Consider the following 26,201-nt stretch of genomic DNA (forward strand, 5'->3'; position numbering starts at 1 on the left):
ACGACGCGAACCGCCCCGGCTGGTCATCCAGCCGGGGCGGTCCCGTGTCCGGGGTGCGGTGGGGCGCGGGGTTACGCGAAGACACCGTCCAGCCAGGCCTGCCAGCGCTGCCCGGCCCGCTCGCCGTCGGCACCGGGGGCGAAGTCGTGCACGCTGACGCCGACCGGCGCGCCGAAGTGGTTGCGGCCGAAGACCCGGTACATCGCCTCGCCGGTCCGCAGGCCGACGAAGTAGCGGTTGCGGTAGTCGACCACGGCCTCCACCGGTCCGGCGCCGGGCAGTTCGACGCGCACGGTGGCACCCTCGGCGGCGTCGTCCGGCACCCCGAGGGCGCGGGCGACGACCTCGAGGGCGTCCGGAGCGGTGGACGCGGCGGGACCGTTCACGGTGGCGAAGGCGGCGGGTCGCCCGGTGAAGTGGGTCAGGTACTGGCGCAGGGTGTGCAGGTAGAAGTCGGTGTGCTTGCTCGCGCCGTCGTACTGGTTGTCCCAGTCGTCGACGAAGACGCCGCTGTGCACGTAGCGCACCCAGGCACCGCCGCCCTCACGCTCCTCGATGACGTGCTCGAGCTGGTTGAAGGTCTGGTTCCCGGTGACGTCGAGGTTCTCCGACCGGGCGATCAGGTGGTGCGGCGGGTCCCAGGCGGTGATGGTGCCGCCGAAGGGAGCGGCACCGCCTTTGCGCGGCTCGAACTCCTGGGGCCAGAGCCAGCCGGCCGAGCCGGTGGTGACGGCCTCCCAGACCTCCTCGGGACGCGCCTCGGTCTCGTACGCACGGACGATCTCGAATTCCTTGGACATGGTGCTGCCGGCTCCTCTGGGGACGGGCTCGGGCGCCCGGACGGCGGGTGGGTGGGTGGCGGGGTGGTGATGTACGGGGAGATCCCTCACAGGGACTGCTCGACGGTGGCCGGGCCGGACTCCCCGACCGCGGGAGCGGGGTCCTTCACGGTGGGGTGGAGCGCGACCACGATGCGGTGCTCGCGGCCGCCTTCGGCCTCCGCGTCGTGGTACTCGGCGATCAGCGCGCTCACCCCGCGGGTCAGCTCCTCCACGAACGCGGCCCGGTCGGCGGCGGAGGCGAAGCGCACCTCGCCGTCGAGGGCGTAGGTCGCGAGCCGCTTGCGGGCCCTGGCCGCGCCGGTGATCAGAGTGCCGACGTCGCGGACGAGGCGGGCGGCGACGGCCAGCAGCCAGCGCGCGGACAACTGGTCGCGGAAGCGCCCTGGGTCCGGCTGGACGGCGGCCAGCGCGAGCGGGGAGATCACGTACGAGGCCGCGGTGGCCCGCATCAGCCGCTCGGTGACGTTGCCCTTGCGGCGCTCGCCGGCCAGCTCCACCAGGCCGTGCGCCTCCAGCGTCCGCAGGTGGTAGTTCACCTTCTGCCGGGGCAGCCCGACCCGGGCGGCGAGCATGGCCGCCGACGCGGGCCCCTCCGCCAGTTCGGCGAGGAGGCGGGCCCGTACGGGGTCCAGGGTGGCGGCGGCGGCCGCCGAGTCCTCGATCACGCTCACGTCCAACATGGCTCCACCCTCTCACCGACAAATTATTTTGTCCAGCCCACATTTCTTGTCGGTGCGTCGCGGACACCGGCCGGTAACGCCGGCGCCGGGGACGAAACGCCGATTTCACGTGCCGCGCGAACGTCCCTGACACACCGGTGGGCGGCGTCCGCGCAGGTGACGCGGCGGAACGCCGGGGGCCCCATCGCGTTACACCGTGGTACTGCACCCCGCCCCGCACGGCTCCTAATGTCAGCCGTCAAGCGGCCCGGAGTTCACCTCCGCGGCCCGCTCATTGCCGCGACGTCGGAGGGAAGACCGATGAGTCGAGTAGTGCGCGCCGCGCTCGTCCAGACGAAGTGGACCGGCGACAAGGAGTCGATGACCGACCTGCACGAGCGGTACGCGCGTGAGGCCGCGGCCCAGGGGGCACAGGTCATCGGCTTCCAGGAGGTGTTCAACGCCCCGTACTTCTGCCAGGTGCAGGAGCCCGAGCACTACCGCTGGGCGGAACCGGTGCCGGACGGCCCGACGATCGTGCGGATGCAGGCGCTCGCCAAGGAGCTCCGCATGGTGATGGTCGTCCCGGTCTACGAGATCGAGCAGGCGGGCTTCTACTACAACACCGCCGCCGTGATCGACGCCGACGGCAGCTACCTCGGCAAGTACCGCAAGCACCACATCCCGCAGGTCAAGGGCTTCTGGGAGAAGTACTACTTCAAGCCCGGCAACCTGGGCTGGCCGGTGTTCGACACGGCCGTCGGCAAGGTCGGCGTCTACATCTGCTACGACCGCCACTTCCCCGAGGGCTGGCGGGCGCTCGGCCTCGCCGGCGCCGAGCTGGTCTACAACCCCTCCGCCACCTCGCGCGGGCTCTCCTCCTACCTGTGGCAGCTGGAGCAGCCGGCCGCGGCCGTCGCCAACGAGTACTTCGTCGCCGCCATCAACCGCGTCGGCCAGGAGGAGTACGGCGACAACGACTTCTACGGCACGTCCTACTTCGTCGACCCGCGTGGCCAGTTCGTGGGCGACGTCGCCTCCGACAAGGAGGAGGAACTCGTCGTCCGCGACCTGGACTTCGGGAAGATCGAGGAGGTCCGGCAGCAATGGGCCTTCTATCGCGACCGCCGCCCCGACGCCTACGGCCCGCTGACCGAGGCCTGAGGAGAGGGAGGGAACCCGTGAGCAGAACCCTGATCCGCGGCGGCCTCGTCATCACCGCCGCGGAGGAGGTCCACGCCGACGTCCTCGTCGAGGACGAGAGGATCGTCGCCCTCGCCGCCACCGGCAGCACGGTCGCCGAAGGATGGACGGCGGACACCGTGATCGACGCGGCCGGGAAGTACGTCATCCCGGGCGGTGTCGACGCGCACACCCACATGGAGCTGCCCTTCGGCGGCACCTTCGCCTCGGACACCTTCGAGACCGGCACCCGGGCCGCCGCCTGGGGCGGGACGACGACGATCGTGGACTTCGCCGTGCAGTCGGTCGGCGAGTCGCTGCGCGCCGGTCTGGACGCCTGGCACGCGAAGGCCGAGGGCAACTGCGCCGTCGACTACGCCTTCCACATGATCGTGTCGGACGTCGACGAGAACAGCCTCAAGGAGATGGACCTCCTCGTCGAGGAGGGCGTCACCTCCTTCAAGCTGTTCATGGCCTACCCCGGGGTGTTCTACAGCGACGACGGCCGCATCCTGCGTGCCATGCAGCGTGGCGCGGACAACGGCGGCCTGGTCATGATGCACGCGGAGAACGGCATCGCCATCGACGTCCTGGTCGAGCAGGCGCTGGCCGCGGGCAGGACCGACCCCCGCTACCACGGCGAGGTACGGCGGGAGTTGCTGGAGGCCGAGGCGACCCACCGCGCCATCCGGCTGGCCGAGGTGGCCGGTGCGCCGCTCTACGTCGTCCACGTCTCCGCCCAGCAGGCCGTCGCGGAGCTGGCGACGGCGCGCGACCGCGGCCTCAACGTCTTCGCCGAGACGTGTCCGCAGTATCTGTTCCTGTCCACGGACAACCTCGCGGAGCCGGACTTCGAGGGCGCCAAGTACGTGTGTTCCACGCCGTTGCGCCCGAAGGAGCACCAGGCAGCGCTGTGGCAGGGCCTGCGGACCAACGACCTGCAGGTGGTGTCGACGGACCACTGCCCGTTCTGCTTCGTGGGGCAGAAGGAGCTGGGCCGGGGTGACTTCTCGAAGATCCCCAACGGTCTGCCGGGGGTGGAGAACCGGATGGACCTGCTGCACCAGGCGGTGGTGGACGGTCACATCAGCCGCCGCCGGTGGATCGAGATCGCCTGTGCGACGCCGGCGCGGATGTTCGGCCTCTACCCGCGCAAGGGCACCATCGCGCCGGGCGCGGACGCCGACATCGTGGTCTACGACCCGGACGCGGAGCAGGTCGTGTCCGCCGCCACCCACCACATGAACGTCGACTACTCGGCCTACGAGGGCAAGCGCCTGCGCGGCAAGGCCCGCACCGTGATCTCCCGCGGCACCGTCGTCGTCGACCAGGACCGCTACCTGGGGCGGGCCGGCCACGGCCGCTACCAGACCCGCGAGACCTGCCAGTACCTCGTCTAGCCACCCCCTCGAGCCACCCAGGGAGCGCAGCTATGGATTTCGGTCTCGTCCTGCAGACGGACCCGCCCGCCGCGGGGGTCGTGGAGCTGATGCGGCGCGCCGAGCGCAACGGTTTCACCCACGGCTGGACCTTCGACTCGACCGTGCTGTGGCAGGAACCGTTCGTCATCTACAGCCAGATCCTGGCGCGGACGGAGCGGATGGTCGTCGGCCCGATGGTCACCAATCCGGGCACCCGTACCTGGGAGGTGACCGCCTCGACCTTCGCCACGCTGAACGAGATGTTCGGCAACCGCACGATCTGCGGCATCGGCCGGGGCGACTCGGCGATGCGGGTTGCGGGCCGCAAGCCCAACACCCTCGCCCGCATCGAGGAGGCGATGCACGTCATCCGCGAACTCGCCGAGGGCCGCGAGGCCGACCTCGGCAGCGGGGCGGTGGTGAAGTTCCCGTGGGTGCGGCCCGGTGCCGAACTCCCGGTGTGGATGGCGGCGTACGGGCCGAAGGCGCTGGCGATCGCCGGGGCGAAGGCGGACGGGTTCATCCTGCAGCTCGCCGACGTCTATCTGACGGAGTGGATGGTCAAGGCGGTCAGGGACGCCGCGGTCGCCGCCGGCCGTGACCCGGCCGAGGTGAAGGTGTGCGTGGCGGCTCCGGCGTACGTCACCGAGGACGACTCCCCGCAGGCGCTGGCCCACGCCCGTGAGCAGTGCCGCTGGTTCGGCGGCATGGTCGGCAACCACGTCGCCGACCTCGTCTCCAAGTACGGCGAGGCGTCCGGCGCCGTCCCCCAGGAGCTCACGGATTACATCAGGTCCCGCGAGGGGTACGACTACTCGCACCACGGCCGCACCGGCAACCCCGACACCGCGTTCGTCCCCGACGAGATCGTCGACCGCTTCTGCCTCATCGGCACCGCCGAGCAGCACGTGGAGAAGCTGCGCGCCCTCAAGGCCCTCGGTGTCGACCAGTTCGCCCTGTACGACATGCAGGACGCCAAGGAGTCCGTGATCGACGTCTACGGCTCCACCGTCATCCCCGCGCTCCGCGCCTGATCCCGGGACCGCCATCCCCCCGCACGGCACGTTCGATCCCCGTACCCCTCGAACGAAGGGGGCTGCCATGACAGCCACCGCTCCACCCCCTGCCGGAAGAGCCGGGGCCGACGGCCGCGTCGAGCTCTCGCCCGACGCCGTCCCGTCCGGCCCGTACGCCAACGAGGACCTGCTGCCCGTTCCGCTCGCACAGCGGAAGTGGACCACCTACAACTTCACCGCGCTGTGGGTCGGGATGGCGCACAACGTCGCCTCCTGGACCCTCGCATCCGGGCTGGTCGCCCTCGGCATGGACTGGAAGCAGGCGGTGCTCACCATCGCCCTCGCCAACGTCATCGTGCTGGTGCCGATGCTGCTCACCGGCCACGCCGGTCCCAAGTACGGCATCCCGTTCCCGGTGTTCGCCCGTGCGTCGTTCGGGGTGCGCGGGGCCAACCTGCCCGCCCTGGTCCGGGCGGCGGTCGCCTGCGTGTGGTTCGGCATCCAGACCTGGATCGGCGGCTCCGGCATCTTCCTGCTCGCCGGGAAGCTCTTCGGCGACTCGTGGGCGACCGCCGGGACGATCGGCGGATACCCGTGGACGCAGTGGCTGTCCTTCGTCGTCTTCTGGATCATCCAGGTCGCGATCATCGTGCGCGGCATGGAGATGGTGCGGCGGTTCGAGAACTGGGCGGCCCCCTTCGTCATCGTCGGCGCCATCGCCCTGCTGATCTGGATGACGAACAAGGCGGGCGGCCTCGGCCCGCTGCTCGACCAGCCCTCCGCCCTCGGCTGGGGCGGCGACTTCTGGAAGGTCTTCTTCCCCGCCCTCATGGGCATGATCGGCTTCTGGTCGACGCTCTCCCTCAACATCCCCGACTTCACCCGCTACGCGGCCGGGCAGCGCGCCCAGCTGTGGGGGCAGTCCCTCGGGCTGCCCACCACGATGACGCTCTTCGCGCTGCTGTCGGTGCTCGTGACCTCCGGCTCGCAGGCGGTCTACGGCGAGCCGATCTGGGACCCGGTGGCCCTGGCCGCGAAGCTCGACAACTGGGCCGCGGTGCTCTTCGCGCTGATCACGGTCCTGGTGGCCACCCTGTCGGTGAACATCGCGGCGAACGTGGTCTCGCCCGCCTTCGACCTGTCCAACATCGCACCGCGCAGGATCAGCTTCCGCACCGGCGCGCTGATCACCTCGGTCGTCGGCGTCGTCATCTTCCCGTGGAAGCTGCTGGCCAGCCCGCAGGCGTACATCTTCACCTGGCTCGGCACCGTCGGCGGCCTGCTGGGCACCGTGGCCGGCATCCTGATCGCCGACTACTGGATCCTGCGCCGCACACGGCTGGAACTCGCCGACCTCTACCGGTCCGAGGGCCGCTACTGGTACGACGGCGGCTGGAACTGGCGGGCGCTGGCGGCCTTCGTGGCCGGCGGTGTCCTCGCCATCGGCGGCTCGCACTCCGGACTCGACGCCAAGGGCGTCAAGCAGGGGCCGTTCCCGGTCGACGGACTGATCCCCTTCCTGAAGCCGCTCGCGGACTACGGGTGGGCCGTCGGCCTCGCCGCCTCCCTCCTCGTCCACGTCCTGCTCAGCCGGCTCGCGCCGGACCGCAGGAGCTGACCGCGCTTCCGGGGCCCGGGTTCCGCCGCCCTCAGCGGCCGGACCCGGGCCCCGCGGCGCGCTGCGCCTCGTGCGCGAGCAGCGCCACGTAGAGCGAGGTGAGCTGTTCCCAGTCGTCCAGGTCGATGCCGAGCAGCGACTCGATGCTCTGCAGTCTCCGGTACAGGGCGGGCCGGCTGACGTGGTGCACCTGGGCGGCCGCCGACTTGTTGCGGCCCGTCGCCAGATAGGTGCGCAGCACCTCCAGCAGCGCCGGGTTCCCCAGCAGGGGCCCCAACTCCCGCCCGATGAAGGCCTGCAGCTCCGGCTCGTCGCGCAGCAGGCGCACCAGGCCGCGCAGCCGTACGTCGCGCAGCCGGGCCACCGGCGCGTCCGGCGGGCCGGCGACCGCCGCGTCCGCCACGTGCACCGCCTCGACGAAGGAGCGGCGCACCTCGTCCAGTTCCCGGCAGCCGAAGCCCGCGCCGACCACCACCGTACGGCCCCGCCCGGCCAACTCTTCGTGCACCCGCACCGCCACCTTGTGCACGGCGGCGTCGGCGTCCTGACCGGCGGGGATGCTCAGCAGGACCGCCGTGCCCGAGGAGCCGATCCGCGCCACCAGCCCGGCGACGCCTGGGTGTTCGGCCAGCGCGTGCTCGATCAGCTCCGGCATGTCGTCCCGGCCCTCCGGCGCCGCGCCGAGGGGGCGGACGACGACGGGGACGAAGATGCGCCGGTTGACCGGGAGGCCCGCGGCGCGCACCCGGGTGACCAACTGCTCGGGGCGGGCCGTGCCCGTCGCCAGGTCGTGCAGCAGCGACTCGGCGGCCTGGTCCTCCCAGCCCCGGTCCTGGTCGCCGAGGAGGCGGTGCATGGCCAGCGCCTCGGAGGCACGGGCGCCCAGCACCCGGCCGAACTCCTCCGGGCCGTGGTGGCCGAAGAGCACCAGGCGCCCCCACTGCCTGCCCCGGGCCTCCAGCGGCGCGACGATCCAGCCGTCCGGGCCGACCGTCACCGCGCCGCTGCCGGCCAGTTCGGCGACCTGGCCGGAGACCCGCTCCCAGTCACGCAGCAGATCGTTGAGCGACACCTTGTCACCGGCCGAGGCCAGCACACGCTGAGCGAGGTTGACGACGACCGCGGGACAGCCGCTGTGCGCGGCGATCTCGTCCAGGACCTGCTGGAGGCTGGCGCCGGAGAGGTTGAGGGCGGTCAACGAGGAGCGGACCCGGTCGGAGAGGTCGAGCGCGGCGAACCGGCCGTGCACCAGCCGTGCGTGCACCTCCTCGGTCAGCCGTGCGAACGGCGCCGGACGGTGCAGCACGATCAGCGGCACCCCGCAGCGCTCGGCGGCCCGGCGCATCGGCTCGGGCGTGGTGCGGAACGCCCGCCCGAGGCCCAGGACGACCGCCGCGACGTCGGCGCGCTGCATCGACTCGACGTACTCGCGCTGCGCCCGCTCGTCGCCCGCCAGCAGCAGGCCGGTGGTCAGCACCATCTCGCCGCCGCTGAGCATGACGCCGACGTCCAGCGCCTCGGCCACGTGCAGCCAGCGCACCGCGCGGTGCAGATGGGCGGAACCGGCCACGACCTCCGGCACCCAGGGCGTCACGAGGTCCAGATCGAGCACGTCGCGCACGGTGAGCCGCCCCGCCGTGCTCGCCGGGGGTGTGTCCGGTCTGCCGTCGCTCACGCGCCCACGCCCGTCCCTCGTGCCGCCAGGGGTCGGAGTCTAGCCATCCGTACCCCTCGCGGGGCCGTCCGCGCGGGGGATCAGAGCCCGTAGACGCGCCGGGCCGTGCCGGAGAAGACCTCCCGCCGTTCGGCGTCATCCAGTCCGGCGGTGAGGACGCGGGCGGTGTCGACCACCTCGGCGTAGGAGGCGGCGAGCCGGCACACCGGCCAGTCGGAGCCGAACATGAGGCGGCCCGGCCCGAAGGCGTCGAGCACGGTTGCGGAGTAGGGCGCGAGGTCCGCCGTCGTCCAGGTGTCCCAGTCGGCCTCGGTGACCATGCCGGACAGCTTGCACACGGTGTTGGGCCGTGCGGCCAGCGACCGCACGTCCTCGCCCCACGGCTGCGTGGCGCCCTCGGCGACGAGCGGCTTGCCCAGGTGGTCGAGGACGAACACCAGCTCGGGAACGAGGCCCGCGGCGCGGGTGGCGGCCGGGAGCTGCCGGGGCAGCACCACCAGGTCGTAGACGAGCCCGGCGTCGGCCACCGCGCGCAGCCCGCGCAGCACGTCGGGACGGAGCAGCCACTGCGGGTCGGGTTCGCCCTGCACCTGGTGGCGGATGCCCACCAGGTGCTCCCCGCCGGGCAGTTCGCGCAGGGCCGCCAGCCGGTCGGCGACCGCGGGGTCCGTCAGGTCGGTCCAGCCGACCACCCCGGCCACCAGGTCGCTGTCCGCGGCCAGTGCCAGGAACTCCGGGGTCTCCGCGGCCACCGTGACGGTCTGGACGAGGACGGTCGCGGCCACGCCCGCGGCCTTCGCCTCCGGCTCCAGGTCGGCGAGGGAGAAGTCGCGGCGCAGCGGGGCCAGCCGCTCCCCGGTGATCCAGTCCTGGTCGCGCACCGACAGGTCCCACAGGTGGTGGTGCGCGTCGACGATGCCCTCCACTGCGGTCACAGCTGCCACACCACCGGCAGCGGCGCGCCGGCGCCCTCGGCGGAGTAGTCGTGGGCGACCTCCAGCAGCTCCGCCATCCTCGCCTGCCAGGCGATGTTGACGGGCAGCCGCTCCAGCGCGGCGAGCATCGCCGGGTAGTCGTCGACGTCCAGCAGATGGAAGAGGTCGGCGCCGCTGCGCCAGATCGTCCACTCCCGCACGCCCGCGCCGCGGATGGCGGCGGTCAGTTCCGCGGGCACCTCGCGGTGCGCCACCTCGTACGCGGCGATCCGGTCCGCTCGCACCGTGGTGTGCAGGGCGACCCTCATGACACCTCCTCGTCCGGTACGGGTACGTCCGCGCCGAGCAGGCCCTCGGCGCGCAGGTCGGCCCACATCGGGGCCGGCAGCGGCAGCCGCAGCAGGGCGGCGGTGTCCCGCGCCTCGTCGGCGGAGCGCAGCCCCACGAGCGTGCTCGCGACGGCGGGATGGGCCGCGGGGAAGCGCAGCGCGGCCGCGCGCAGCGGCACGCCGTGCCGGCCCGTCACCGACCGCAGGCGCCGGGCGCGGGCGAGCACGGGCTCCGGGGCGGGGGCGTAGTCGTACGTGGCGCCCTCGCCCGGGTCGATCAGCAGGCCGGAGTTGAAGGCGCCGCCCACGACCACGCTCGCGCCGCGGGACGCCGCCAGTGGCAGCACCTCGGCCAGGCCCTCCTGCTCCAGCAGGGTGTAGCGGCCGGCCATCAGCACCACGTCGACGTCCGTGTCGCGCAGGAAGCGGGCGAGCATGGCGGTCTGGTTCATGCCCGCGCCGATCGCACGGACGACGCCCTCCGAGCGCAGTCGCTCCAGCGCCGGGTACCCCTGGCCGAAGGCCTCCTCGGCGTGGTCGTCGGGGTCGTGGAGGTAGACCAGGTCGACGTGGTCCAGGCCCAGGCGCTCCAGGCTGGCCTCGATGCCGCGCCGGATGCCGTCGGCGCTGAAGTCCCAGACCCGGCGCAGCCGGGCGGGCACGGCGAAGCCGTTCGCCAGGTCGTCCCCGCCCGGACCGCCGGGCTCCAGCAGCCGCCCCACCTTGGTCGAGACGGTGTACCCGGCCCGCGGCCGGTCGCGCAGGGCGGCGCCGAGCCGGCGCTCGGACAGGCCGAGCCCGTAGTGGGGCGCGGTGTCGAAGTAGCGGACGCCGGCGTCCCAGGCGGCGTCCACGGCCGCGCGGGCGGTGTCGTCGTCGACCGGGGTGAAGAGGTTGCCGATCGGGGCGGCGCCGAAGCCCACCTCGGTGACGGCGACACCGCTGCGGCCCAGGGTGGAGGTGCGCATCGCGGTCCTGTCCCTCACTGCCCGGCGGGGCGCAGCCGCAGCCCGGCCATGCCGCCGTCCACGGCGAGCGCGGTGCCGGTGACGGAGGCCGCGGCGGGGCTCGCGAGGTAGACGATGGCGGCGGCGACCTCGTCGGCGGTCACCAGCCGGCCCATCGGCTGCCGGGCGTCGAGGGCGGCGCGTTCCGCCTCGGGGTCGTCGGCGGCGTCCAGCAGCCGGGCCACCCACGGGGTGTCGGCGGTGCCGGGGTTGACGCAGTTGACCCGGATTCCCTCGCGGACGTGGTCGGCGGCCATCGCCAGGGTCAGCGAGAGCACGGCTCCCTTGCTGGCGCTGTACAGGGCGCGCTGCGGCAGCCCGGCGGTGGCGGCGATGGAGCAGGTGTTGACGATCGCGGGCCTGGCCGAGCGCCGCAGGTGGGGGAGGGCCGCGCGGGTGGTGCGCACCATGCCGAGCACATTGACGTCGAGCACGCGGTGCCACTGGTCGTCGGGGTTGTCCTCGACGGTGCCCGCCGCCCCGATGCCCGCGTTGTTGACGAGGATGTCGAGGCCGCCGAGCGCTTCCGCGGCGGCGTCCACGGCGGCGCGGGTGGAGGCGTCGTCGGACACGTCCGCCGTGAAGCCGGTCAGATGCCCGGGCAGTCCGTCCGGCGCCAGGTCCAGTACGGCGACCCGCGCGCCGCGCGCGGCCAGCAGCCGCGCGGTCGCCAGGCCGATCCCGGAGGCGCCGCCCGTCACCAGGGCGCCGAGGCCCTCCAGATCGCGCAACTCCGCGCTCATGCCGTCCCACCTTCCTGCCGTGCCCGGTCGGCCACCCAGAACGTACCGTCGGGGTAGCGGTACGCGTCGATCGATTCCGGTCGCATCTGCGCGGAGAAACCGGGTGCCACCGGGGCGGTGTAGTGGCCGCGGCGCATGACGACCGGCGTGGTGAAGTGCTCGTGGAGGTGGTCCACGTACTCGATGGCACGGTCCTCGGTCGTCCCGGACAGCGCCACGAAGTCGAACATCGACAGGTGCTGCACCAGTTCGCACAGCCCGACGCCGCCCGCGTGCGGGCACACCGGGACGTCGAAGGCCGCGGCCAGCAGCAGGATCGCCAGGTTCTCGTTGACCCCGCCGACCCGTGCCGCGTCGATCTGCAGCACGTCGATGGCGCCGGCCTGCAGCAACTGCTTGAAGACGATGCGGTTCTGCACATGCTCGCCGGTGGCGACCCGGACCGGGGCGACCGCCTTGCGGATCGCGGCGTGGCCCAGGACGTCGTCGGGGGAGGTGGGTTCCTCGATCCAGTACGGGTCGAACTCGGCCAGCGCGGTCACCCAGGAGACGGCCTCGGCGACGCCCCACCGCTGGTTGGCGTCGATGGCGATGCGCACGTCCGGGCCCACGGCGGCGCGGGCCGCCCGCATGCGCCGTACGTCGTCGCCGAAGTCGGCGCCGACCTTCAGCTTGATCTGGGTGAAGCCGTCGGCCACGGCCTGCTCGGCGAGCCGGGTCAGCTTCTCGTCGGAGTAGCCGAGCCAGCCGGGCGAGGTGGTGTAGCCGGGGTAGCCGCGTTCCAGCAGCGCGGCGGTGCGCGCGGCGGCGCCCTCGCGGCCCGCGCGCAGCAGTTCGAGCGCGCGCTCGGGGGTGAGGGCGTCGTCGATGTAGCGGAAGTCGACCTGGGAGACGAGCCATTCGGGGTCGCCCTCGGCCAGCAGCCGCCACAGCGGCAGGCCCCGGCGCTTGGCGGCCAGGTCCCACACGGCGTTGACGACGGCCCCGATCGCCATGTGCATCACGCCCTTCTCGGGCCCCAGCCAGCGCAGCTGGCTGTCGCCGGTCAGGTCGCGCGCCACGGAGCCGGGGTCGGCGCACAGCTCCTCGACCGGCCGGCCGACGAGATGGGGGCGGAGTGCCTCGATCGCCGCGACCTGGACGTCGTTGCCCCGGCCGATGGTGAAGACGAAGCCGTGACCCTCGTGGCCGTCGTCGGCGTCGGTGCGCAGCACCACGTACGCGGCGGAGTAGTCGGGATCCGGATTCATCGCGTCCGAGCCGTCGAGTTCCCGCGAGGTGGGGAAGCGGATGTCGTTGGTGTCGATCGCGGTGATGCGGGCGGAGGTTGCGGACAAGTGGCTGCCTTTCACGCTCGGCCTGGCCAAGACATCGGAGGTCTCGCGCCACGGTGACTCTAGGGCCCCGGGACGGGACTGGCAATCCATTCCTCGGATGTCTCGCCTGTCGAACTCCATTCGATCGTGTCCGTATAAGGGGTTGTCAGGCTCGCGAGACGGACTTACCTTCCTCTCGTCCGGGATACCTCGGATGAATCGCCCGGCTTACCCGGACAGGGAGAACACGGCATGAAGCCCGCCCGCACGCGCTCCACCGCCGCGATAGCCGCGGCCGTTCTCGTCACGGCCGCCCTCGCCACCGCCTGCAACCGCGGCAGCACCGGCACCGCCGCCGGCTCCGGCGACGACAAGCCCGCCATCGGCATCGACCTGCCGCGCTCCGACTCCGACTTCTGGAACTCCTACGCGCAGTACCTCGAGAAGGGCATCAAGGACGACGGCCTGAACGCGCTGCCGCGGAGCAACTCCCAGAACGACATCACCAAGCTCGTCGCCAACGTCCAGGTCTTCCAGAACACCGGGGCCAAGGCCGTCGTCATGGCGCCGCAGGACACCGGCGCCATCGCCTCCACCCTCGACACCCTCGCCGGCAAGAAGATCCCCGTGGTCAGCGTGGACACCCGCCCCGACAAGGGCGACGTCTACATGGTCGTCCGCGCCGACAACAAGGCGTACGGCACCAAGGCCTGCGAGTTCCTGGGCGAGCAACTGGGCGGCAAGGGCAAGGTCGCCGAGTTCCAGGGCGCCCTGGACTCCATCAACGGCCGCGACCGGTCCGAGGCGTTCGCGGCGTGCATGAAGGAGAAGTTCCCCGGCATCACGGTCTTCGAGCTGCCCACCGACTGGAAGGGCGACGTCGCCTCCGCCAAGCTGCAGAGCCTGCTCGCGCAGCACCCCGACCTGAACGGCATCTACATGCAGGCCGGCGGTGTCTTCCTGCAGCCGACGCTCGCACTGCTCAAGCAGAAGGGCCTGCTCAAGCCGGCCGGGCAGAAGGGCCACATCAGCATCGTCTCCAACGACGGCATCCCGCAGGAGCTGGACGCCATCCGCAAGGGCGAGATCGACGCCACCGTCTCCCAGCCCGCCGACCTGTACGCGAAGTACGCGCTGTACTACGCCAAGGCCGCCGCCGAGGGGAAGACCTTCAAGGCAGGCCCCACCGACCACGACTCGACGATCATCAGCATCCCCAACGGCCTGGAGGACCAGCTCCCCGCGCCGCTGGTGACCAAGGAGAACGTCGACGACAAGGCCCTGTGGGGCAACAACATCGGCTGACCGCCCGTCCGCACCGAAGAACGGAAGACCACCATGGCGGACCCCGCCACCGCGCCGCCGGCCGTGGCCGAGGCGACCGGGATCGGCAAGCGCTTCGGCGCCACCGTGGCGCTGCGCGACGCGGGCATCTCGGTCGCCCCGGGCGAGTCGCACGCCCTCGTGGGCCGCAACGGCGCGGGCAAGTCCACCCTCGTCGGCATCCTCACCGGCCTCCAGCAGCCCGACACCGGCACCCTGCGCTTCTCGGGCGAGCCGGCGCCCTCCTTCGGCGACACCGACGCCTGGCGCTCCCGCGTCGCCTGCGTCTACCAGCGCTCCACCGTCATCGGGGAACTCTCCGTCGCCGAGAACCTCTTCCTCAACCGGCAGAGCCCCGGCCCGCTGCGCCCCATCCGGTGGACGGCACTGCGCCGCCGCGCGTCGGAACTGCTGGGCGAGTACGGGGTCGACATCGACCCCGCCGCGCGTGCCCGCGACCTCACCGTGGAACAGCGGCAGTTCGTCGAGATCGCGCGCGCCCTCTCCTTCGGCGCACGCTTCATCATCCTCGACGAGCCCACCGCCCGGCTCGACGCCCGCGGCATCGCCCGGCTCTTCGACAAGCTCCGCGACCTGCAACGGCAGGGCGTGGCCTTCCTCTTCATCTCGCACCACCTGCAGGAGGTCTACGACCTCTGCACCACCGTCACCGTCTACCGGGACGCCCGCCACATCGTCACCGCACCCGTGGCCGAACTGGACCACGACGCCCTGGTCGAGGCGATGACCGGGGAGAGCGCCGCCACGCCCGCGGCGGGCGCCCCTGAGGCCGGCCGCGCCGCGGCCGCCGCGGGCGCGGCGCTGCTGGACGTGACCGGCCTGACCCTGCGCCACGCCTACGCCGACGTCTCCCTGGAGGTCCGCGCGGGCGAGGTCGTCGGCCTCGCGGGGGCCACCGCCAGCGGCAACGTCCGGCTGGCGGAGACCCTCGCGGGGCTGCACCGCGCCGACACCGGGCGGATCGCCGTCGCCGGGCGGGAGGTCCGTGCGTCCGGGGTTCCCGCCGCCCTGGCCGCCGGGGTGGGCCTGGTCCCCGAGGACCGCCACCACCAGGGCCTGGTCGGCTCGCGCAGTGTGGCCGAGAACGCCACCCTCACCGTCACCGACCAGCTCGGGCCGTACGGCACCGTACTGCCCTCGCGGACCCGCGAGTTCGCCGAGCGCATGATCAAGGACCTGGACATCAGGACGCCGGGCGCGGGGACCCCCGTCTCCGCGCTCTCCGGCGGCAACCAGCAGAAGGTCGTGGTCGCCCGCGCCCTGGCCACCGACCCGCACGTACTGGTCGCCGTGCGCCCCACCAACGGCGTGGACGTGCGCTCCAAGGAGTTCCTGCTGGGCAGGATCCGCAAGGTCGCCGACGACGGGCGGGCGGCGCTGGTCGTCTCCGACGAACTGGACGACCTCAGGGCGTGCGACCGGATCGTGGCCATGTTCCACGGCCGGGTGGTCGCGGAGTTCGGCAGGGGCTGGCGCGACGAGGACCTGGTCGCCGCCATGGAGGGCGTGGCCGCCCGTCCCGCGCAGGAGCGGGACACCGAGCAGGGAGAGGAACAGGAAGGGTAGCCATGTCCACCACCACTGACGTCACCGAGCCGCCGGTGCCCGCCGCCGAGGCGGCCGCGGCCGGGACGCCGCGCCGTGTACCGGGCGGGCTCGCCCGTTTCCGCGAACTGTCCCTCGTCCCCGCGATCCTGGTGCTGGGCGTCATCGGCTTCATCGTCTCGCCGGCCTTCCTCACCTCCGACAACCTCATCGGCGTCGCCCAGCAGTCCACCGAACTGAGCCTGCTCGTGCTGGCCCAGGCGCTGATCCTCATCGCGGGGCGGATGGACCTGTCGCTGGAGTCCACCATCGGCGTCGCGCCCGTCATCGCCGTCTGGCTCGTACTGCCCGCCGCGGGCGGCCGCTTCACCGGACTGGAACTGCTGCCGGTCTGGACGGCGATACCCGTGTGCCTGCTGGTGGGCGCGGTCATCGGCGCCGTCAACGGCTTCTTCATCCTCAAGCTGCGGCTGAACGGCTTCATCGTCACCCTCGGCGCGCTCACCATGCTGCGCGGGCTGCAGATCGCCATCTCCGAGGGCCGTTCCATCGTCGAGCTGCCCGCCTCGTTCACCTACCTCGGGCACGCCTCCTGGGCCGGGGTGCCCGCCGCGATCTGGGTCTGCGCCCTGCTGTTCGCGGCCGGCGGCTGTGCGCTCGCCTGGCTGCGGCACGGCCGGGCGCTGTACGCGATCGGCGGCAACCCCGAGGCCGCGCGCACCGCCGGCATCCGGGTGGACCGGATCACCTGGGTGGTGCTCATCGTGGGCGGCGTGCTCGCCGCCTTCGCGGGCGTGCTCTACAGCGGGCACTACGGCTCGATCTCCGCGGACCAGGGCAGCGGCTGGATCTTCCAGGTCTTCGCCGCGACCGTGATCGGCGGGGTCAGCCTCAACGGCGGCCGCGGCACGCTCTTCGGGGCGCTCACCGGCGTCCTGACCCTGCAGCTCGTCGTCAACGTGATGACCCTGGCGGGCGTGCCCCCGCTGTGGAACCAGTTCCTCAACGGGGCCATCATCATCGTCGCCCTGATCATCTCCCGCTTCGCCTCGGGCGAGAAGCAGGAGTGAGCGGCCGGGGCGGGACCGGCGGGGCCGGAGGGATCAGTAGTAGCCCTCGACCGGGACACGGGCCTCGTCGTACAGGGCCGGGCCTTCCTGCGGCACGTGCGGGAAACCGGCCTTGGCCGCGGGCGACTTGAGCCCGGTGAGCTGGTCGGTGGACAGCGCGTAGACGACGCGGCCCAGCCCCGAGCGCTCGATGGCGCCCGCGCACATCCCGCAGGGCTGGCAGCTGGTGTACATGGTGGTGGCGGCCGCGGTGGCCGGATCGAGCTCCCGGGCCGCCCACCGCGCCAGCTTCAGCTCGGGGTGGGCGGTGATGTCGCCGTCGCTGAGGCTGCTGTTGCGGTCCTCGGCGAGCACGGACCCGTCCGGCCCGGCCAGCAGCGAGCCGAAGGGCGGATTGCCGGACGCACGGGCCTCGGCGGCCAGTTCGACCGCCCGGCGCAGCAGTCGGGTCGTCATCTCGTCGGTCATCGTCACTCCGTTCGTGAGCGGTGGGCGGCGACCGCCGCGAGCGCCTGCCACGCCGTCTGCGGGCGCAGCGTCTCGCGGGGGTCGCCGTTGAAGGGGTCGAGGACGACGGTGTCCGCGCCGAGCGCCCGCAGTTCCGCGAGGTCGGCGGTGACCTGCTCGAAGGTGCCCTCACCCGCGAGCCGGTCCGGACCGGTCACCGGCTCCGCCGTGAGCCGCAGCGCGATGCGCGGCGCGAGGGCGGGTACGGGCCGCCCCTGCTCGCGTGCCTGGGAGGCGAGCTCGCCGACTGCCTCGCGCAGCCAGGGCAGGGTGAACCGCAGCGGATGCCAGGCGTCGCCGACGCGGACCGCCCGCCGGCGTCCCGCCGCGCTGTTGCCGCCGATCCACAGCGGCACGGGGCCGCCGGCGTAGTCCGCGTCGTCCTTCCAGGCCTCGCGCAGGGCCGTCAGGTGCTCGTCCGTCAGCGCGCCGCGCCGCTCGAACGGGACCCCGAGCGCCGCGAACTCCTGCCGCGCCCAGCCCACTCCCACGCCGAGCACCAGCCGGCCGCCGCTGAGCATGTTGAGGTTCGCGGCCATCCGGGCGGTCAGCAGCGGATGCCGGTACGGCAGGATCAGCACCGTCGTCCCCAGCCGGATCCGGTCGGTGACGCCGGCGAGCCACGACAAGGTGGTGAAGGGCTCGTAGAAGGGCGCGGGGTACTGCTCCGCCACGTCGGGGGTCACCACGACGTGGTCGGAGACCATCAGCAGGTCGAAGCCCAGCCCCTCCACCGTCCGCGCCCAGTCGCGCAGCACGCCGGGGTCGGTTCCGGGCCCGAAATTGGGGACGTTCACACCGATTCGCACCCCGTCAGGCTATCCAGCCGGCCGCCCCGGCCGGAAGGCGTTCCTCCCGGTGTGATCGCGGTCCGGCCGTGGATCCGCCGGTATCTTCGCCGCATGGCCGAGAATCTCGACGCGACCGACTGGGCGATCCTCGACGAACTGCAGCGCGACGGCCGGATCCCCTTCACCGAACTGGCCCGCCGGGTCGGCCTCGGCGCCTCCGCGACCACCGAGCGGGTCCGCCGGCTGGAGACCCTGGGCGTCATCACGGGCTACCGCGCCGAGGTCGACCTCGGCAAGGCCGGTTACCCGGTGCTCGCGGTCGTCCGCCTGAAGTACCCCGGCAGCCGCCACGAACCCTTGCACCGCCTGCTCGGGGAGCGCCCGGAGATCCTGGAGTGCCTGCGCACCACGGGGGAGGAGTGCTACGTGCTGAAGGTCGCGGCCGCGTCCATGGTCCACCTGGAGGAGGTCATGGACGAGTTGGCGCGGTTCGGGAGCGCCACGACCAGTGTGGTCTACCGCCAGACCCTGCCGTACCGGGGACCGGGAGGCGCTCCGTCCGGCATGCTGTGAGCGTGGAGTCTGCGAAGGTCGTCGAAGAGCTGTGGCAGCGGATCCAGGCGCGCGACTGGGCCGGTGCGGGTGAACTGATCGCCGAGGACGCCGTGGTGGAGTGGCCCGTGAGCGGGGAACGCATCGTCGGCAGGGCCGGCTTCCTCGCCGTCAACAGCGAGTACCCGGAGGGCTGGTCGATCCGCGTGCTCAGGATCGTGGGCGAGGGCGACCAGGCCGTCTCCGAGGTCGAGGTGCCGCATGCGGGCCTCGGGCTCTTCCGCGCCGCGTCGTTCTGGACCGTCCGCGACGGGCGGATCGTCGCCGGCCGGGAGTACTGGACGAGCCCCGGCTCCGATCCCCGTCCGGAGTGGCGCGCCCGCTACGTCGAGCCGATGTAGCGGGCGCGCGCCGGGCGCGGTGCCCGTCAGCCGCCGATCGCCGGGTCGCTGGTGCTGTCCCGGCCCGTCTCGACGTGACCGGCGAGACGGCGCTCGAAGCCGCCGTCGTGGCCGGCGGTGACGGTCAGGTCGTACCAGCCGTGGGTGTGCTCGGTCCCGGCGACGTGGACCACGTGGGCGCCCGGGCGAAGCCGGTGGGAGGCCGCCTTGTGCTCGCCGTAGCCGTCCCGGACGGTGAGCGTGACCGTCGAGTGGCCGTGGTTGGTCAGGACCAGGCGCACGGCGCCGCTCCTGCCGTCGTGGCGCGCGCTCACCTCGGCACCCGCCACCGCGGCCCGGCCGGCGAACCGGCGCAGGAAGCCGTTGGGGCCGTGCACGGTCACGTCGTACTCGCCGTGGGCGCCCGCCGGGACGTCCCAGGTCCCGGTGAGCGAGTGCCCCGACCCGACGGTGTACGTCCACGGACCGGAGGCGTCCGTCGTGGAGGTGACCAGGAAGCCGGCTCCGGCCTCGCCGTGGGACGCGAACTCGATCCGCAGCGCGCCCGCGGCGCTGATTCCGCCGTCCGCCGCGAGGTCGTACGGGACGGGCCGCGCCGGGCGCAGACCGCGCTCCTGACGGGGCAGTGAGCCCTTCGCGGGAGGGACCGGCGAGTAGTCGGGGTGGCGGTCGCCGTCCGGCGGGAGGTAGCCGTCGGTGCCGGGCAGCCGCGGGGGCCGGCTGTCCTTGTGCCGGAAGTCGAAGGCCGTCGTCAGATCGCCGCAGACGGCGCGGCGCCAGGGGGAGATGTTGGGCTCGGTCACGCCGAACCGGCGCTCCATGAACCGGATGACGGAGGTGTGGTCGAAGGTCTGCGAGCAGACGTATCCGCCCCTGCTCCAGGGCGAGACGACGAACATCGGGACGCGCTGGCCCAGGCCGTACGGACCCGCCGGGCGCCCGCTGTCGCCGGCGTAGACGTCGAGGCCGACGTCGACGGTGGACGCGCCCTGCGCGGGCGAGCCGGCCGGGAACGGCGGTACGACGTGGTCGAAGAACCCGTCGTTCTCGTCGTAGGTGATGAACAGCGCGGTCCTGCTCCACACCTCGGGGTCGGAGGTGAGCGCGTCGAGGACCTGCGAGATGTACCAGGCGCCGTAGTTGGCGGGCCAGTTCGGGTGCTCGGTGAAGGCCTCGGGGGCGACGACCCAGGAGACCTTCGGCAGCCTCCCGGCCTTGACGTCGGCGCGCAGGATGTCGAAGAAGCCCTCGCCCTTGCGGGCGTCGGTGCCGGTGCGGGCCTTGTCGTACAGCGGGTCGCCGGGCTCGGCGTTGCGGTACTGGTCGAAGTACAGCAGCGAGTTGTCGCCGTAGTTGCCGCGGTAGGCGTCGTCGATCCAGCCCCAGCCGCCGGCGGCGTCCAGGCCGTCGCCGACGTCCTGGTAGATCTTCCAGGAGACCCCGGCCTTCTCCAGCCGCTCGGGATAGGTCGTCCAGGAGTAGCCCTTCTCGTCGTTGCCGAGGACCGGGCCGCCGCCCTTGCCGTCGTTGCCGGTGTGGCCCGTCCACAGGTAGTAGCGGTTCGGGTCGGTGGAGCCCATGAAGGAGCAGTGGTAGGCGTCGCAGACCGTGAAGGCGTCGGCGAGCGCGTGGTGGAACGGGATGTCCTCGCGGGTCAGGTAGGCCATCGTCGTGGCGGACTTGGCCGGGATCCACTGGTCGTACCGGCCCTTGTCGAAGGCGGCCTGGGTGTCCTTCCACCCGTGCGGCAGGTCCTCCAGGAAGGCGAGGCCGAGGTCGTCGGCGTCGGGGTGGAAGGGCAGCACCTCCCTCGTGCCGTCCGACTGGTGCCAGACCGGTTTGCCGCTCGGCAGTGTCACGGGGTGCGGGTCCCCGAACCCCCTGACACCGCGCAGGGTGCCGAGGTAGTGGTCGAAGGAGCGGTTCTCCTGCATCAGGACCACGATGTGCTCGACGTCCTTGATGGAGCCGGTACTCCGGTGCGCGGGTATCTCCGCGGCGCGGGCGATGCTGGTGGACAGCGCGGTCAGGGCGGCCGTGCCGCCCGCCAGTTGCATGAACCTTCTGCGGTCGAGGGCGTTCATGAAGGGTCTGTCTCCCGGGAGTTGTGATGGGCAGTCGGATGTGGGGAGCCGTCAGCTTCCTCAACTTGTCCGAACAAGTGGGGGCCAGTACGCGAACCGTTCGGGAAACCTGCCCCAACCGGGCCACGGTCGGCGGCCCCGTGACGTGGCCTGCCGTGCCGCCGGGGGATACGGGGAGAGCGTGCACACTGAGCCCATGAACCGTCTCGAACGCTGGGAGCAGCAGACCAGGGCGCCGCTGCTCGCCCTGGCCGTGGTGTTCGGTGCCGCGTACGCCCTGCCGATCCTGGTGCCCGCGACGGACCCCGCGCTCATCGCCACCGCGCACTGGACGGAGCGCACGGTCTGGGCCCTGTTCGCCGCCGACTACGCGGTCCGCCTGGGCCTGAGCGAGCGGCGCTGGGAGTTCGTCAGGCGGCAGCCGCTCAGCCTGGCGGTGGTCGTCCTCCCACTGCTCCAGCCGCTGCGGCTGCTGCGGCTGGTGTCCGCGATCTTCCTGGTCGGCCAGCGGGTGCGGACGGCGGCTCAGGTACGCCTGACGACATATGTCGTCGGTGCCGTGCTCGGGCTGCTGGCGTTCGGGTCGGTCGCCGTCCTCGAGGCCGAGCGCGACTCCCCGCACGGCAACATCCGCACCATCGGCGACGCCTTGTGGTGGTCCTTCACCACGATGACGACCGTGGGCTACGGGGACCACGCCCCCACCACGGGCGTCGGCCGGCTCATCGCCGTCGGGCTGATGCTCTCGGGTATCGCCCTGCTCGGTGTGGTCACCGCCAACATCGCCGCCTGGTTCCTGGCGCGCTTCCAGGAGGACGAGGAGGAGAACCGGCGTGTCCAGGAGGTCACCGAGGAGCTGCTGCGGGAGGTCCGTGAGCTGCGCCGACAGGTCGCCGACCTCACGGAGGCCACGACCGGCGCCCGCGCCGGGGCGTCCGGACGGGCCTCGAACGGCGGCGTCGATTAGAGCATCGCGTCCGAACGGATCAAGGGCACACCGGAATGGGCAAGGTCACAGGTGTGCCCCCTGCTGCTCACCTGCTAACGGGCACTAACCTCTGAGCATGACGGTCCTGCCTGACGACGGGCTTTCCCTGGCCGCCGAATTCCCGGATGCGACCCACGAGCAGTGGCGGCGCCTCGTAGAGGGCGTCCTGCGCAAAGCGGGCAAGGACGTCTCGGGTCAGGCGGCGGAGGACGCGCTGTCCACCAGCCTCGAAGACGGGCTCACCACGCGCCCGCTGTACACCGCGCCCGACGCGCCCGACGCCTTCGGCGTCGGCGTCGGCCTCCCCGGCTTCGCGCCCTACACCCGGGGCGGTGCCCCGGCGGGCGGCGTCCTCGGCGGCTGGGACGTACGCCAGCGCCACGCGCGGCCCGACGCGGCCCGCACGAACGAGGCCGTGCTCGCCGATCTCGAGAACGGCGTCACCTCCCTCTGGCTCGTGCTGGGCGACGCCGGGCTCCCGGTGTCCGCGCTCGGCACGGTCCTGGACGGCGTCTACCTCGACCTCGCCCCCGTCGTGCTCGACGCCGGCGCAGAATTCGAGGCGGCCGGGCAGGCGCTGCTCGCGCTGTACGAAGAGCGTGGCGTGCCCCGCCGGGCCGCGCGCGGCAACCTCGGCGCCGACCCCCTCGGCCACGCCGCCCGCACCGGTGGGGCGGACGCCCTCGCCGAGCACACCGCCGCCGCCGTGGGACTCGCCCGCCGCGCCCACGAGGGGTATCCGGGACTGCGCGCGCTGACCGTGGACGCCCTGCCGTACCACGAGGCGGGCGGCTCGGCCGCCGAGGAGCTCGGCGCGTCCCTCGCCACCGGCGTGGCCTACCTGCGGGCGCTCACCGAGGCCGGACTGCCGGTCGACGCGGCCTGCGCACAGCTGGAGTTCCGCTACGCCGCCACCGCCGACCAGTTCCTGACGATCGCCAAGCTGCGCGCCGCGCGCCGGCTGTGGGCCCGTGTCGCCGAGGTGTGCGGCGCGACCGCGACCGCGGCGGGGCAGCGCCAGCACGTCGTCACGTCGCCGGTGATGATGACCCGCCGCGACCCGTGGGTGAACATGCTGCGCACCACCGTCGCCACGCTCGGCGCCGGTGTCGGCGGCGCGGACTCCGTCACGGTGCTGCCCTTCGACCACGCGCTGGGCCTGCCCGACGCCTTCGCGCGGCGCATCGCCCGCAACACCTCCACCATCCTCGTGGAGGAGTCCCACCTGGCCCGGGTCGTCGACCCCGCGGGCGGCTCCTGGTACGTGGAGCGGCTCACCGACGAACTCGCCGGGGCCGCCTGGGCCTGGTTCCAGGAGCTGGAGCGCGCCGGCGGACAGGCCGCAGCCCTCGCCTCCGGCCTGGTCGCGGACCGCCTGGCCGCGACCTGGGCGAAGCGCACACGGGCACTGGCCAGGCGCCGCGAGCCCATCACCGGCGTCAGCGAGTTCCCGCTGCTCTCCGAGGCGCCCGTCGAGCGCGACCCGGCTCCGGCCGCCCTTTCCGGCGGGCTGCCGAAGGTCCGCCGCGACGAGGCCTACGAGAGCCTGCGCGCCCGCTCGGACGCCCACCTGGCCGCGACCGGGTCCCGCCCGAAGGTCTTCCTGGCCGCACTCGGCCCCGCCGCCGCGCACACCGGCCGGGCCGGCTTCGCCGCCAACCTCTTCCAGGCCGGCGGCGTCGAGCCCGTCCACGACCCGGTGACGGTCGACGCCACGACCGTGGCCGAGGCCTTCGTCCGCAGCGGTGCGCAGGTCGCGTGCCTGTGCTCCAGCGACGCGCTCTACGAGGAGCAGGCCGCGGATGTCGCCGTGGCGCTGAAGGAGGCCGGCGCGGGCCGGGTGCTCCTGGCCGGCCGCCCCGGCGAGCGCGAGGCCGCCTACGCGGCGGCCGGTGTCGACGGCTTCGTCTTCGCGGGCGGCGACGCGGTCGCCGTTCTGACCTCCGTTCTCGACCGGATGGGAGTGGCGTGATGCGGATCCCCGACTTCTCGGAGATCGAGCTCGGCCCGGGCGCCGGCGACGGCGCCACCGAGGAGCAGTGGCGCGCCGCGGTGAAGGAGGCCACCGGCCGCGGGGCCGAGGACCTGGTGTGGGAGACGCCCGAGGGCATCGGCGTGAAGCCGCTCTACACCGGCCGCGACCTGGAGGGCCTGGACTTCCTGGACACCCGTCCGGGCATCGCGCCGTACCTGCGCGGCCCGTACCCGACGATGTACGTCAACCAGCCCTGGACGATCCGGCAGTACGCGGGCTTCTCCACCGCCGAGGAGTCCAACGCCTTCTACCGGCGCAACCTCGCCGCCGGCCAGAAGGGCCTGTCGGTCGCCTTCGACCTGCCGACCCACCGCGGCTACGACAGCGACCACCCGCGCGTCACCGGCGACGTCGGCATGGCGGGCGTCGCCATCGACTCCATCTACGACATGCGGCAGCTCTTCGACGGCATCCCGCTGGACCGGATGACCGTGTCGATGACGATGAACGGCGCCGTGCTGCCGGTGCTGGCGCTCTACATCGTGGCGGCGGAGGAGCAGGGCGTACCGCCGGAGAAGCTGGCGGGGACCATCCAGAACGACATCCTCAAGGAGTTCATGGTCCGCAACACCTACATCTACCCGCCCAAGCCCTCGATGCGGATCATCTCCGACATCTTCGCGTACACCTCGCAGAAGATGCCGCGCTACAACTCGATCTCCATCTCCGGCTACCACATCCAGGAGGCCGGGGCCACGGCCGACCTGGAGCTGGCCTACACCCTCGCCGACGGCGTGGAGTACCTGCGCGCCGGGATCGGCGCGGGCCTGGACGTCGACGCCTTCGCGCCGCGGCTGTCCTTCTTCTGGGCGATCGGCATGAACTTCTTCATGGAGGTCGCCAAGCTGCGCGCGGCCCGTCTGCTGTGGGCCAGGCTGGTCCGGCAGTTCGAGCCGGGGAACGACAAGTCGCTCTCCCTGCGCACCCATTCCCAGACCTCCGGCTGGTCGCTCACCGCGCAGGACGTCTTCAACAACGTCACGCGCACCTGCGTGGAGGCGATGGCCGCCACCCAGGGCCACACCCAGTCGCTGCACACCAACGCACTCGACGAGGCCCTGGCGCTGCCCACGGACTTCTCCGCGCGCATCGCCCGCAACACCCAGCTGCTGCTGCAGCAGGAGTCCGGCACCACCCGCGTCATCGACCCGTGGGGCGGTTCCGCCTACGTCGAGAAGCTGACGTACGACCTGGCGCGGCGCGCCTGGCAGCACATCCAGGAGGTCGAGAAGGCCGGCGGCATGGCCCAGGCGATCGACGCGGGCATCCCCAAGATGCGCGTCGAGGAGGCCGCGGCCCGTACCCAGGCGCGCATCGACTCCGGCCGCCAGCCCGTCATCGGCGTCAACAAGTACCGGGTGGACAGCGACGAGCAGATCGAGGTCCTCAAGGTCGACAACTCCTCCGTGCGCGGCCGGCAGATCGCCAAGCTGCGCCGGCTGCGCGAGGAACGCGACGAGGCCGCCTGCAGGGACGCGCTGACCGCGCTGACCGCCGCCGCCGAGCGAGGCGCGGGCCAGGGGCTGGAGGGCAACCTGCTGGCGCTCGCGGTGGACGCGGCCCGCGCCAAGGCCACCGTGGGCGAGATCTCCGACGCCCTGGAGAAGGTGTACGGCCGGCACGCCGGGCAGATCCGTACGATCTCCGGTGTGTACCGGAACGAGGCAGGGGAGTCGCCGTCCGTGGACCGCACCCGCGCGCTGGTCGGCCGCTTCGAGGAGGCGGAGGGCCGCCGCCCCCGCATCCTCGTCGCCAAGATGGGCCAGGACGGCCACGACCGGGGCCAGAAGGTGATCGCCACCGCCTTCGCCGACCTGGGCTTCACGGTGGACGTCGGGCCGCTCTTCCAGACCCCCGCCGAGGTCGCCCGGCAGGCGGTGGAGGCCGACGTGCACGTCGTCGGCGTCTCCTCACTCGCCGCCGGCCACCTCACCCTGGTGCCCGCCCTGCGCGAGGAACTGGCGGCCGAGGGCCGGGAGGACATCATGATCGTGGTCGGCGGCGTCATCCCGCCGCAGGACGTCCCCGAACTGCTCGGCATGGGCGCGGCCGCGGTCTTCCCGCCCGGGACCGTCATCCCCGACTCGGCGTACGACCTGGTCACGCGGCTGGCCGCCGCGCTCGGCCACGAACTGTGAGCC

The 26,201-nt window shown here is 72.7% G+C and carries 23 protein-coding genes; 12 read left to right on the forward strand and 11 right to left on the reverse strand.

The window, feature by feature from the left end; all coding sequences use genetic code 11:
• Positions 1-71: 71 nt before the first annotated feature.
• The gene (locus tag OIE69_RS32750) at positions 72-800 is read right to left on the reverse strand and encodes an SRPBCC family protein (RefSeq protein WP_326577866.1); all 729 of its coding nucleotides are present in this window, start codon (positions 798-800) and stop codon (positions 72-74) included.
• Between the two features lie 86 nt (positions 801-886).
• Positions 887-1,522 carry an ArsR/SmtB family transcription factor gene (locus OIE69_RS32755; RefSeq protein WP_326577867.1) on the reverse strand — a complete coding sequence of 212 codons (636 nt, stop codon included), beginning with the start codon at positions 1,520-1,522 and terminating at the stop codon, positions 887-889.
• A gap of 300 nt (positions 1,523-1,822) precedes the next feature.
• Here OIE69_RS32755 and OIE69_RS32760 point away from each other — a divergent pair, with 300 nt between their 5' ends.
• The 4 genes from OIE69_RS32760 (at position 1,823) to OIE69_RS32775 (ending at position 6,738) form a co-directional block, all read left to right on the forward strand.
• Positions 1,823-2,665 (forward strand): nitrilase-related carbon-nitrogen hydrolase, encoded by an 843-nt coding sequence (locus tag OIE69_RS32760; RefSeq protein WP_089226758.1) that lies wholly within the window; start codon positions 1,823-1,825, stop codon positions 2,663-2,665.
• A 17-nt stretch (positions 2,666-2,682) separates the two neighbouring features.
• Entirely contained in the window at positions 2,683-4,083 is a 1,401-nt protein-coding gene (gene hydA, locus OIE69_RS32765; RefSeq protein ID WP_326577868.1) for a dihydropyrimidinase, read from the forward strand.
• 32 nt (positions 4,084-4,115) lie between these two features.
• Positions 4,116-5,138: a TIGR03842 family LLM class F420-dependent oxidoreductase gene (locus tag OIE69_RS32770; RefSeq protein ID WP_326577869.1), complete on the forward strand. Its 1,023-nt coding sequence runs from the start codon at positions 4,116-4,118 to the stop codon at positions 5,136-5,138.
• 67 nt (positions 5,139-5,205) lie between these two features.
• Positions 5,206-6,738, forward strand: coding sequence for an NCS1 family nucleobase:cation symporter-1 (locus OIE69_RS32775; RefSeq protein ID WP_326577870.1), 1,533 nt, complete (start codon positions 5,206-5,208; stop codon positions 6,736-6,738).
• Positions 6,739-6,769: 31 nt separating this feature from the next.
• Here OIE69_RS32775 and OIE69_RS32780 read toward each other — a convergent pair whose 3' ends face one another.
• The 6 genes from OIE69_RS32780 to OIE69_RS32805 all read right to left on the reverse strand — a co-directional run bounded on the left by OIE69_RS32780 (position 6,770) and on the right by OIE69_RS32805 (position 12,764).
• Positions 6,770-8,413 carry a PucR family transcriptional regulator gene (locus OIE69_RS32780; RefSeq protein WP_326577871.1) on the reverse strand — a complete coding sequence of 548 codons (1,644 nt, stop codon included), beginning with the start codon at positions 8,411-8,413 and terminating at the stop codon, positions 6,770-6,772.
• Between the two features lie 80 nt (positions 8,414-8,493).
• Positions 8,494-9,348, reverse strand: a complete 855-nt coding sequence (locus OIE69_RS32785; protein ID WP_326577872.1) for an amidohydrolase family protein — start codon at positions 9,346-9,348, stop codon at positions 8,494-8,496.
• Entirely contained in the window at positions 9,345-9,656 is a 312-nt protein-coding gene (locus OIE69_RS32790; protein WP_326577873.1) for an L-rhamnose mutarotase, read from the reverse strand. Before OIE69_RS32790 ends, OIE69_RS32785 begins: the two co-directional genes overlap by 4 nt.
• The gene (locus OIE69_RS32795) at positions 9,653-10,645 is read right to left on the reverse strand and encodes an aldo/keto reductase (RefSeq protein ID WP_326577874.1); all 993 of its coding nucleotides are present in this window, start codon (positions 10,643-10,645) and stop codon (positions 9,653-9,655) included. The genes OIE69_RS32790 and OIE69_RS32795 overlap by 4 nt, the downstream gene beginning before the upstream one ends.
• Before the next feature lie 14 nt (positions 10,646-10,659).
• On the reverse strand, positions 10,660-11,427 hold the full coding sequence (locus tag OIE69_RS32800) for an SDR family NAD(P)-dependent oxidoreductase (RefSeq protein WP_326577875.1): 768 nt from the start codon (positions 11,425-11,427) through the stop codon (positions 10,660-10,662).
• Positions 11,424-12,764, reverse strand: coding sequence for an enolase C-terminal domain-like protein (locus tag OIE69_RS32805; protein WP_326577876.1), 1,341 nt, complete (start codon positions 12,762-12,764; stop codon positions 11,424-11,426). The genes OIE69_RS32800 and OIE69_RS32805 overlap by 4 nt, the downstream gene beginning before the upstream one ends.
• A gap of 231 nt (positions 12,765-12,995) precedes the next feature.
• On the opposite strand from OIE69_RS32805, the gene OIE69_RS32810 reads away from it, so the two are divergent.
• Genes OIE69_RS32810 through OIE69_RS32820 form a run of 3 tightly spaced genes read left to right on the forward strand, consistent with a single transcriptional unit; the run spans position 12,996 to position 16,702 of the window.
• Positions 12,996-14,048 carry a sugar ABC transporter substrate-binding protein gene (locus tag OIE69_RS32810; protein WP_326577877.1) on the forward strand — a complete coding sequence of 351 codons (1,053 nt, stop codon included), beginning with the start codon at positions 12,996-12,998 and terminating at the stop codon, positions 14,046-14,048.
• A 33-nt stretch (positions 14,049-14,081) separates the two neighbouring features.
• Positions 14,082-15,653 (forward strand): sugar ABC transporter ATP-binding protein, encoded by a 1,572-nt coding sequence (locus OIE69_RS32815; RefSeq protein ID WP_326577878.1) that lies wholly within the window; start codon positions 14,082-14,084, stop codon positions 15,651-15,653.
• Positions 15,654-15,655: 2 nt separating this feature from the next.
• Positions 15,656-16,702: an ABC transporter permease gene (locus tag OIE69_RS32820; protein WP_326577879.1), complete on the forward strand. Its 1,047-nt coding sequence runs from the start codon at positions 15,656-15,658 to the stop codon at positions 16,700-16,702.
• A 33-nt stretch (positions 16,703-16,735) separates the two neighbouring features.
• On the opposite strand, the gene OIE69_RS32825 is transcribed toward OIE69_RS32820, so the two are convergent.
• Both OIE69_RS32825 and OIE69_RS32830 read right to left on the reverse strand, forming a co-directional pair.
• Entirely contained in the window at positions 16,736-17,170 is a 435-nt protein-coding gene (locus OIE69_RS32825) for a nucleoside deaminase (protein ID WP_326577880.1), read from the reverse strand.
• A 2-nt stretch (positions 17,171-17,172) separates the two neighbouring features.
• Positions 17,173-18,018, reverse strand: coding sequence for a TIGR03619 family F420-dependent LLM class oxidoreductase (locus tag OIE69_RS32830; protein WP_326577881.1), 846 nt, complete (start codon positions 18,016-18,018; stop codon positions 17,173-17,175).
• A gap of 93 nt (positions 18,019-18,111) precedes the next feature.
• On the opposite strand from OIE69_RS32830, the gene OIE69_RS32835 reads away from it, so the two are divergent.
• Positions 18,112-18,573 (forward strand): Lrp/AsnC family transcriptional regulator, encoded by a 462-nt coding sequence (locus tag OIE69_RS32835; protein ID WP_326577882.1) that lies wholly within the window; start codon positions 18,112-18,114, stop codon positions 18,571-18,573.
• Positions 18,574-18,575: 2 nt separating this feature from the next.
• On the forward strand, positions 18,576-18,953 hold the full coding sequence (locus tag OIE69_RS32840) for a nuclear transport factor 2 family protein (protein WP_326577883.1): 378 nt from the start codon (positions 18,576-18,578) through the stop codon (positions 18,951-18,953).
• A 26-nt stretch (positions 18,954-18,979) separates the two neighbouring features.
• Here the strand turns inward: OIE69_RS32840 and OIE69_RS32845 are convergent, their stop codons facing one another.
• Entirely contained in the window at positions 18,980-21,037 is a 2,058-nt protein-coding gene (locus OIE69_RS32845; RefSeq protein WP_326577884.1) for a phosphocholine-specific phospholipase C, read from the reverse strand.
• A 196-nt stretch (positions 21,038-21,233) separates the two neighbouring features.
• On the opposite strand from OIE69_RS32845, the gene OIE69_RS32850 reads away from it, so the two are divergent.
• The 3 genes from OIE69_RS32850 (at position 21,234) to scpA (ending at position 26,198) form a co-directional block, all read left to right on the forward strand.
• Complete coding sequence (locus OIE69_RS32850) at positions 21,234-22,004, forward strand: potassium channel family protein (RefSeq protein ID WP_326577885.1); 771 nt, start codon at positions 21,234-21,236, stop codon at positions 22,002-22,004.
• 97 nt (positions 22,005-22,101) lie between these two features.
• Positions 22,102-23,997 (forward strand): methylmalonyl-CoA mutase small subunit, encoded by a 1,896-nt coding sequence (gene mutA / locus OIE69_RS32855; RefSeq protein WP_326577887.1) that lies wholly within the window; start codon positions 22,102-22,104, stop codon positions 23,995-23,997.
• Entirely contained in the window at positions 23,997-26,198 is a 2,202-nt protein-coding gene (gene scpA, locus OIE69_RS32860) for a methylmalonyl-CoA mutase (RefSeq protein ID WP_326577889.1), read from the forward strand. Before mutA ends, scpA begins: the two co-directional genes overlap by 1 nt.
• Positions 26,199-26,201 lie beyond the last annotated feature (3 nt).

Source organism: Actinacidiphila glaucinigra (assembly GCF_035918135.1).
In the GTDB taxonomy this organism is placed as follows: Bacteria; Actinomycetota; Actinomycetes; order Streptomycetales; family Streptomycetaceae; genus Actinacidiphila; species Actinacidiphila glaucinigra.

Bases quoted from the DNA above. Each gene is read 5' to 3' on its own strand.
- OIE69_RS32815 (WP_326577878.1), top strand. From the start codon at position 14,082: ATGGCGGACCCCGCCACCGCGCCGCCGGCCGTGGCCGAGGCGACCGGG.
- OIE69_RS32770 (WP_326577869.1), top strand. From the start codon at position 4,116: ATGGATTTCGGTCTCGTCCTGCAGACGGACCCGCCCGCCGCGGGGGTC.
- OIE69_RS32810 (WP_326577877.1), top strand. From the start codon at position 12,996: ATGAAGCCCGCCCGCACGCGCTCCACCGCCGCGATAGCCGCGGCCGTT.
- mutA (WP_326577887.1), top strand. From the start codon at position 22,102: ATGACGGTCCTGCCTGACGACGGGCTTTCCCTGGCCGCCGAATTCCCG.
- OIE69_RS32825 (WP_326577880.1), bottom strand. From the start codon at position 17,170: ATGACCGACGAGATGACGACCCGACTGCTGCGCCGGGCGGTCGAACTG.
- OIE69_RS32750 (WP_326577866.1), bottom strand. From the start codon at position 800: ATGTCCAAGGAATTCGAGATCGTCCGTGCGTACGAGACCGAGGCGCGT.
- OIE69_RS32755 (WP_326577867.1), bottom strand. From the start codon at position 1,522: ATGTTGGACGTGAGCGTGATCGAGGACTCGGCGGCCGCCGCCGCCACC.
- OIE69_RS32790 (WP_326577873.1), bottom strand. From the start codon at position 9,656: ATGAGGGTCGCCCTGCACACCACGGTGCGAGCGGACCGGATCGCCGCG.
- OIE69_RS32775 (WP_326577870.1), top strand. From the start codon at position 5,206: ATGACAGCCACCGCTCCACCCCCTGCCGGAAGAGCCGGGGCCGACGGC.
- OIE69_RS32835 (WP_326577882.1), top strand. From the start codon at position 18,112: ATGGCCGAGAATCTCGACGCGACCGACTGGGCGATCCTCGACGAACTG.
- scpA (WP_326577889.1), top strand. From the start codon at position 23,997: ATGCGGATCCCCGACTTCTCGGAGATCGAGCTCGGCCCGGGCGCCGGC.
- OIE69_RS32800 (WP_326577875.1), bottom strand. From the start codon at position 11,427: ATGAGCGCGGAGTTGCGCGATCTGGAGGGCCTCGGCGCCCTGGTGACG.
- OIE69_RS32795 (WP_326577874.1), bottom strand. From the start codon at position 10,645: ATGCGCACCTCCACCCTGGGCCGCAGCGGTGTCGCCGTCACCGAGGTG.
- OIE69_RS32845 (WP_326577884.1), bottom strand. From the start codon at position 21,037: ATGAACGCCCTCGACCGCAGAAGGTTCATGCAACTGGCGGGCGGCACG.
- OIE69_RS32760 (WP_089226758.1), top strand. From the start codon at position 1,823: ATGAGTCGAGTAGTGCGCGCCGCGCTCGTCCAGACGAAGTGGACCGGC.
- OIE69_RS32850 (WP_326577885.1), top strand. From the start codon at position 21,234: ATGAACCGTCTCGAACGCTGGGAGCAGCAGACCAGGGCGCCGCTGCTC.
- OIE69_RS32820 (WP_326577879.1), top strand. From the start codon at position 15,656: ATGTCCACCACCACTGACGTCACCGAGCCGCCGGTGCCCGCCGCCGAG.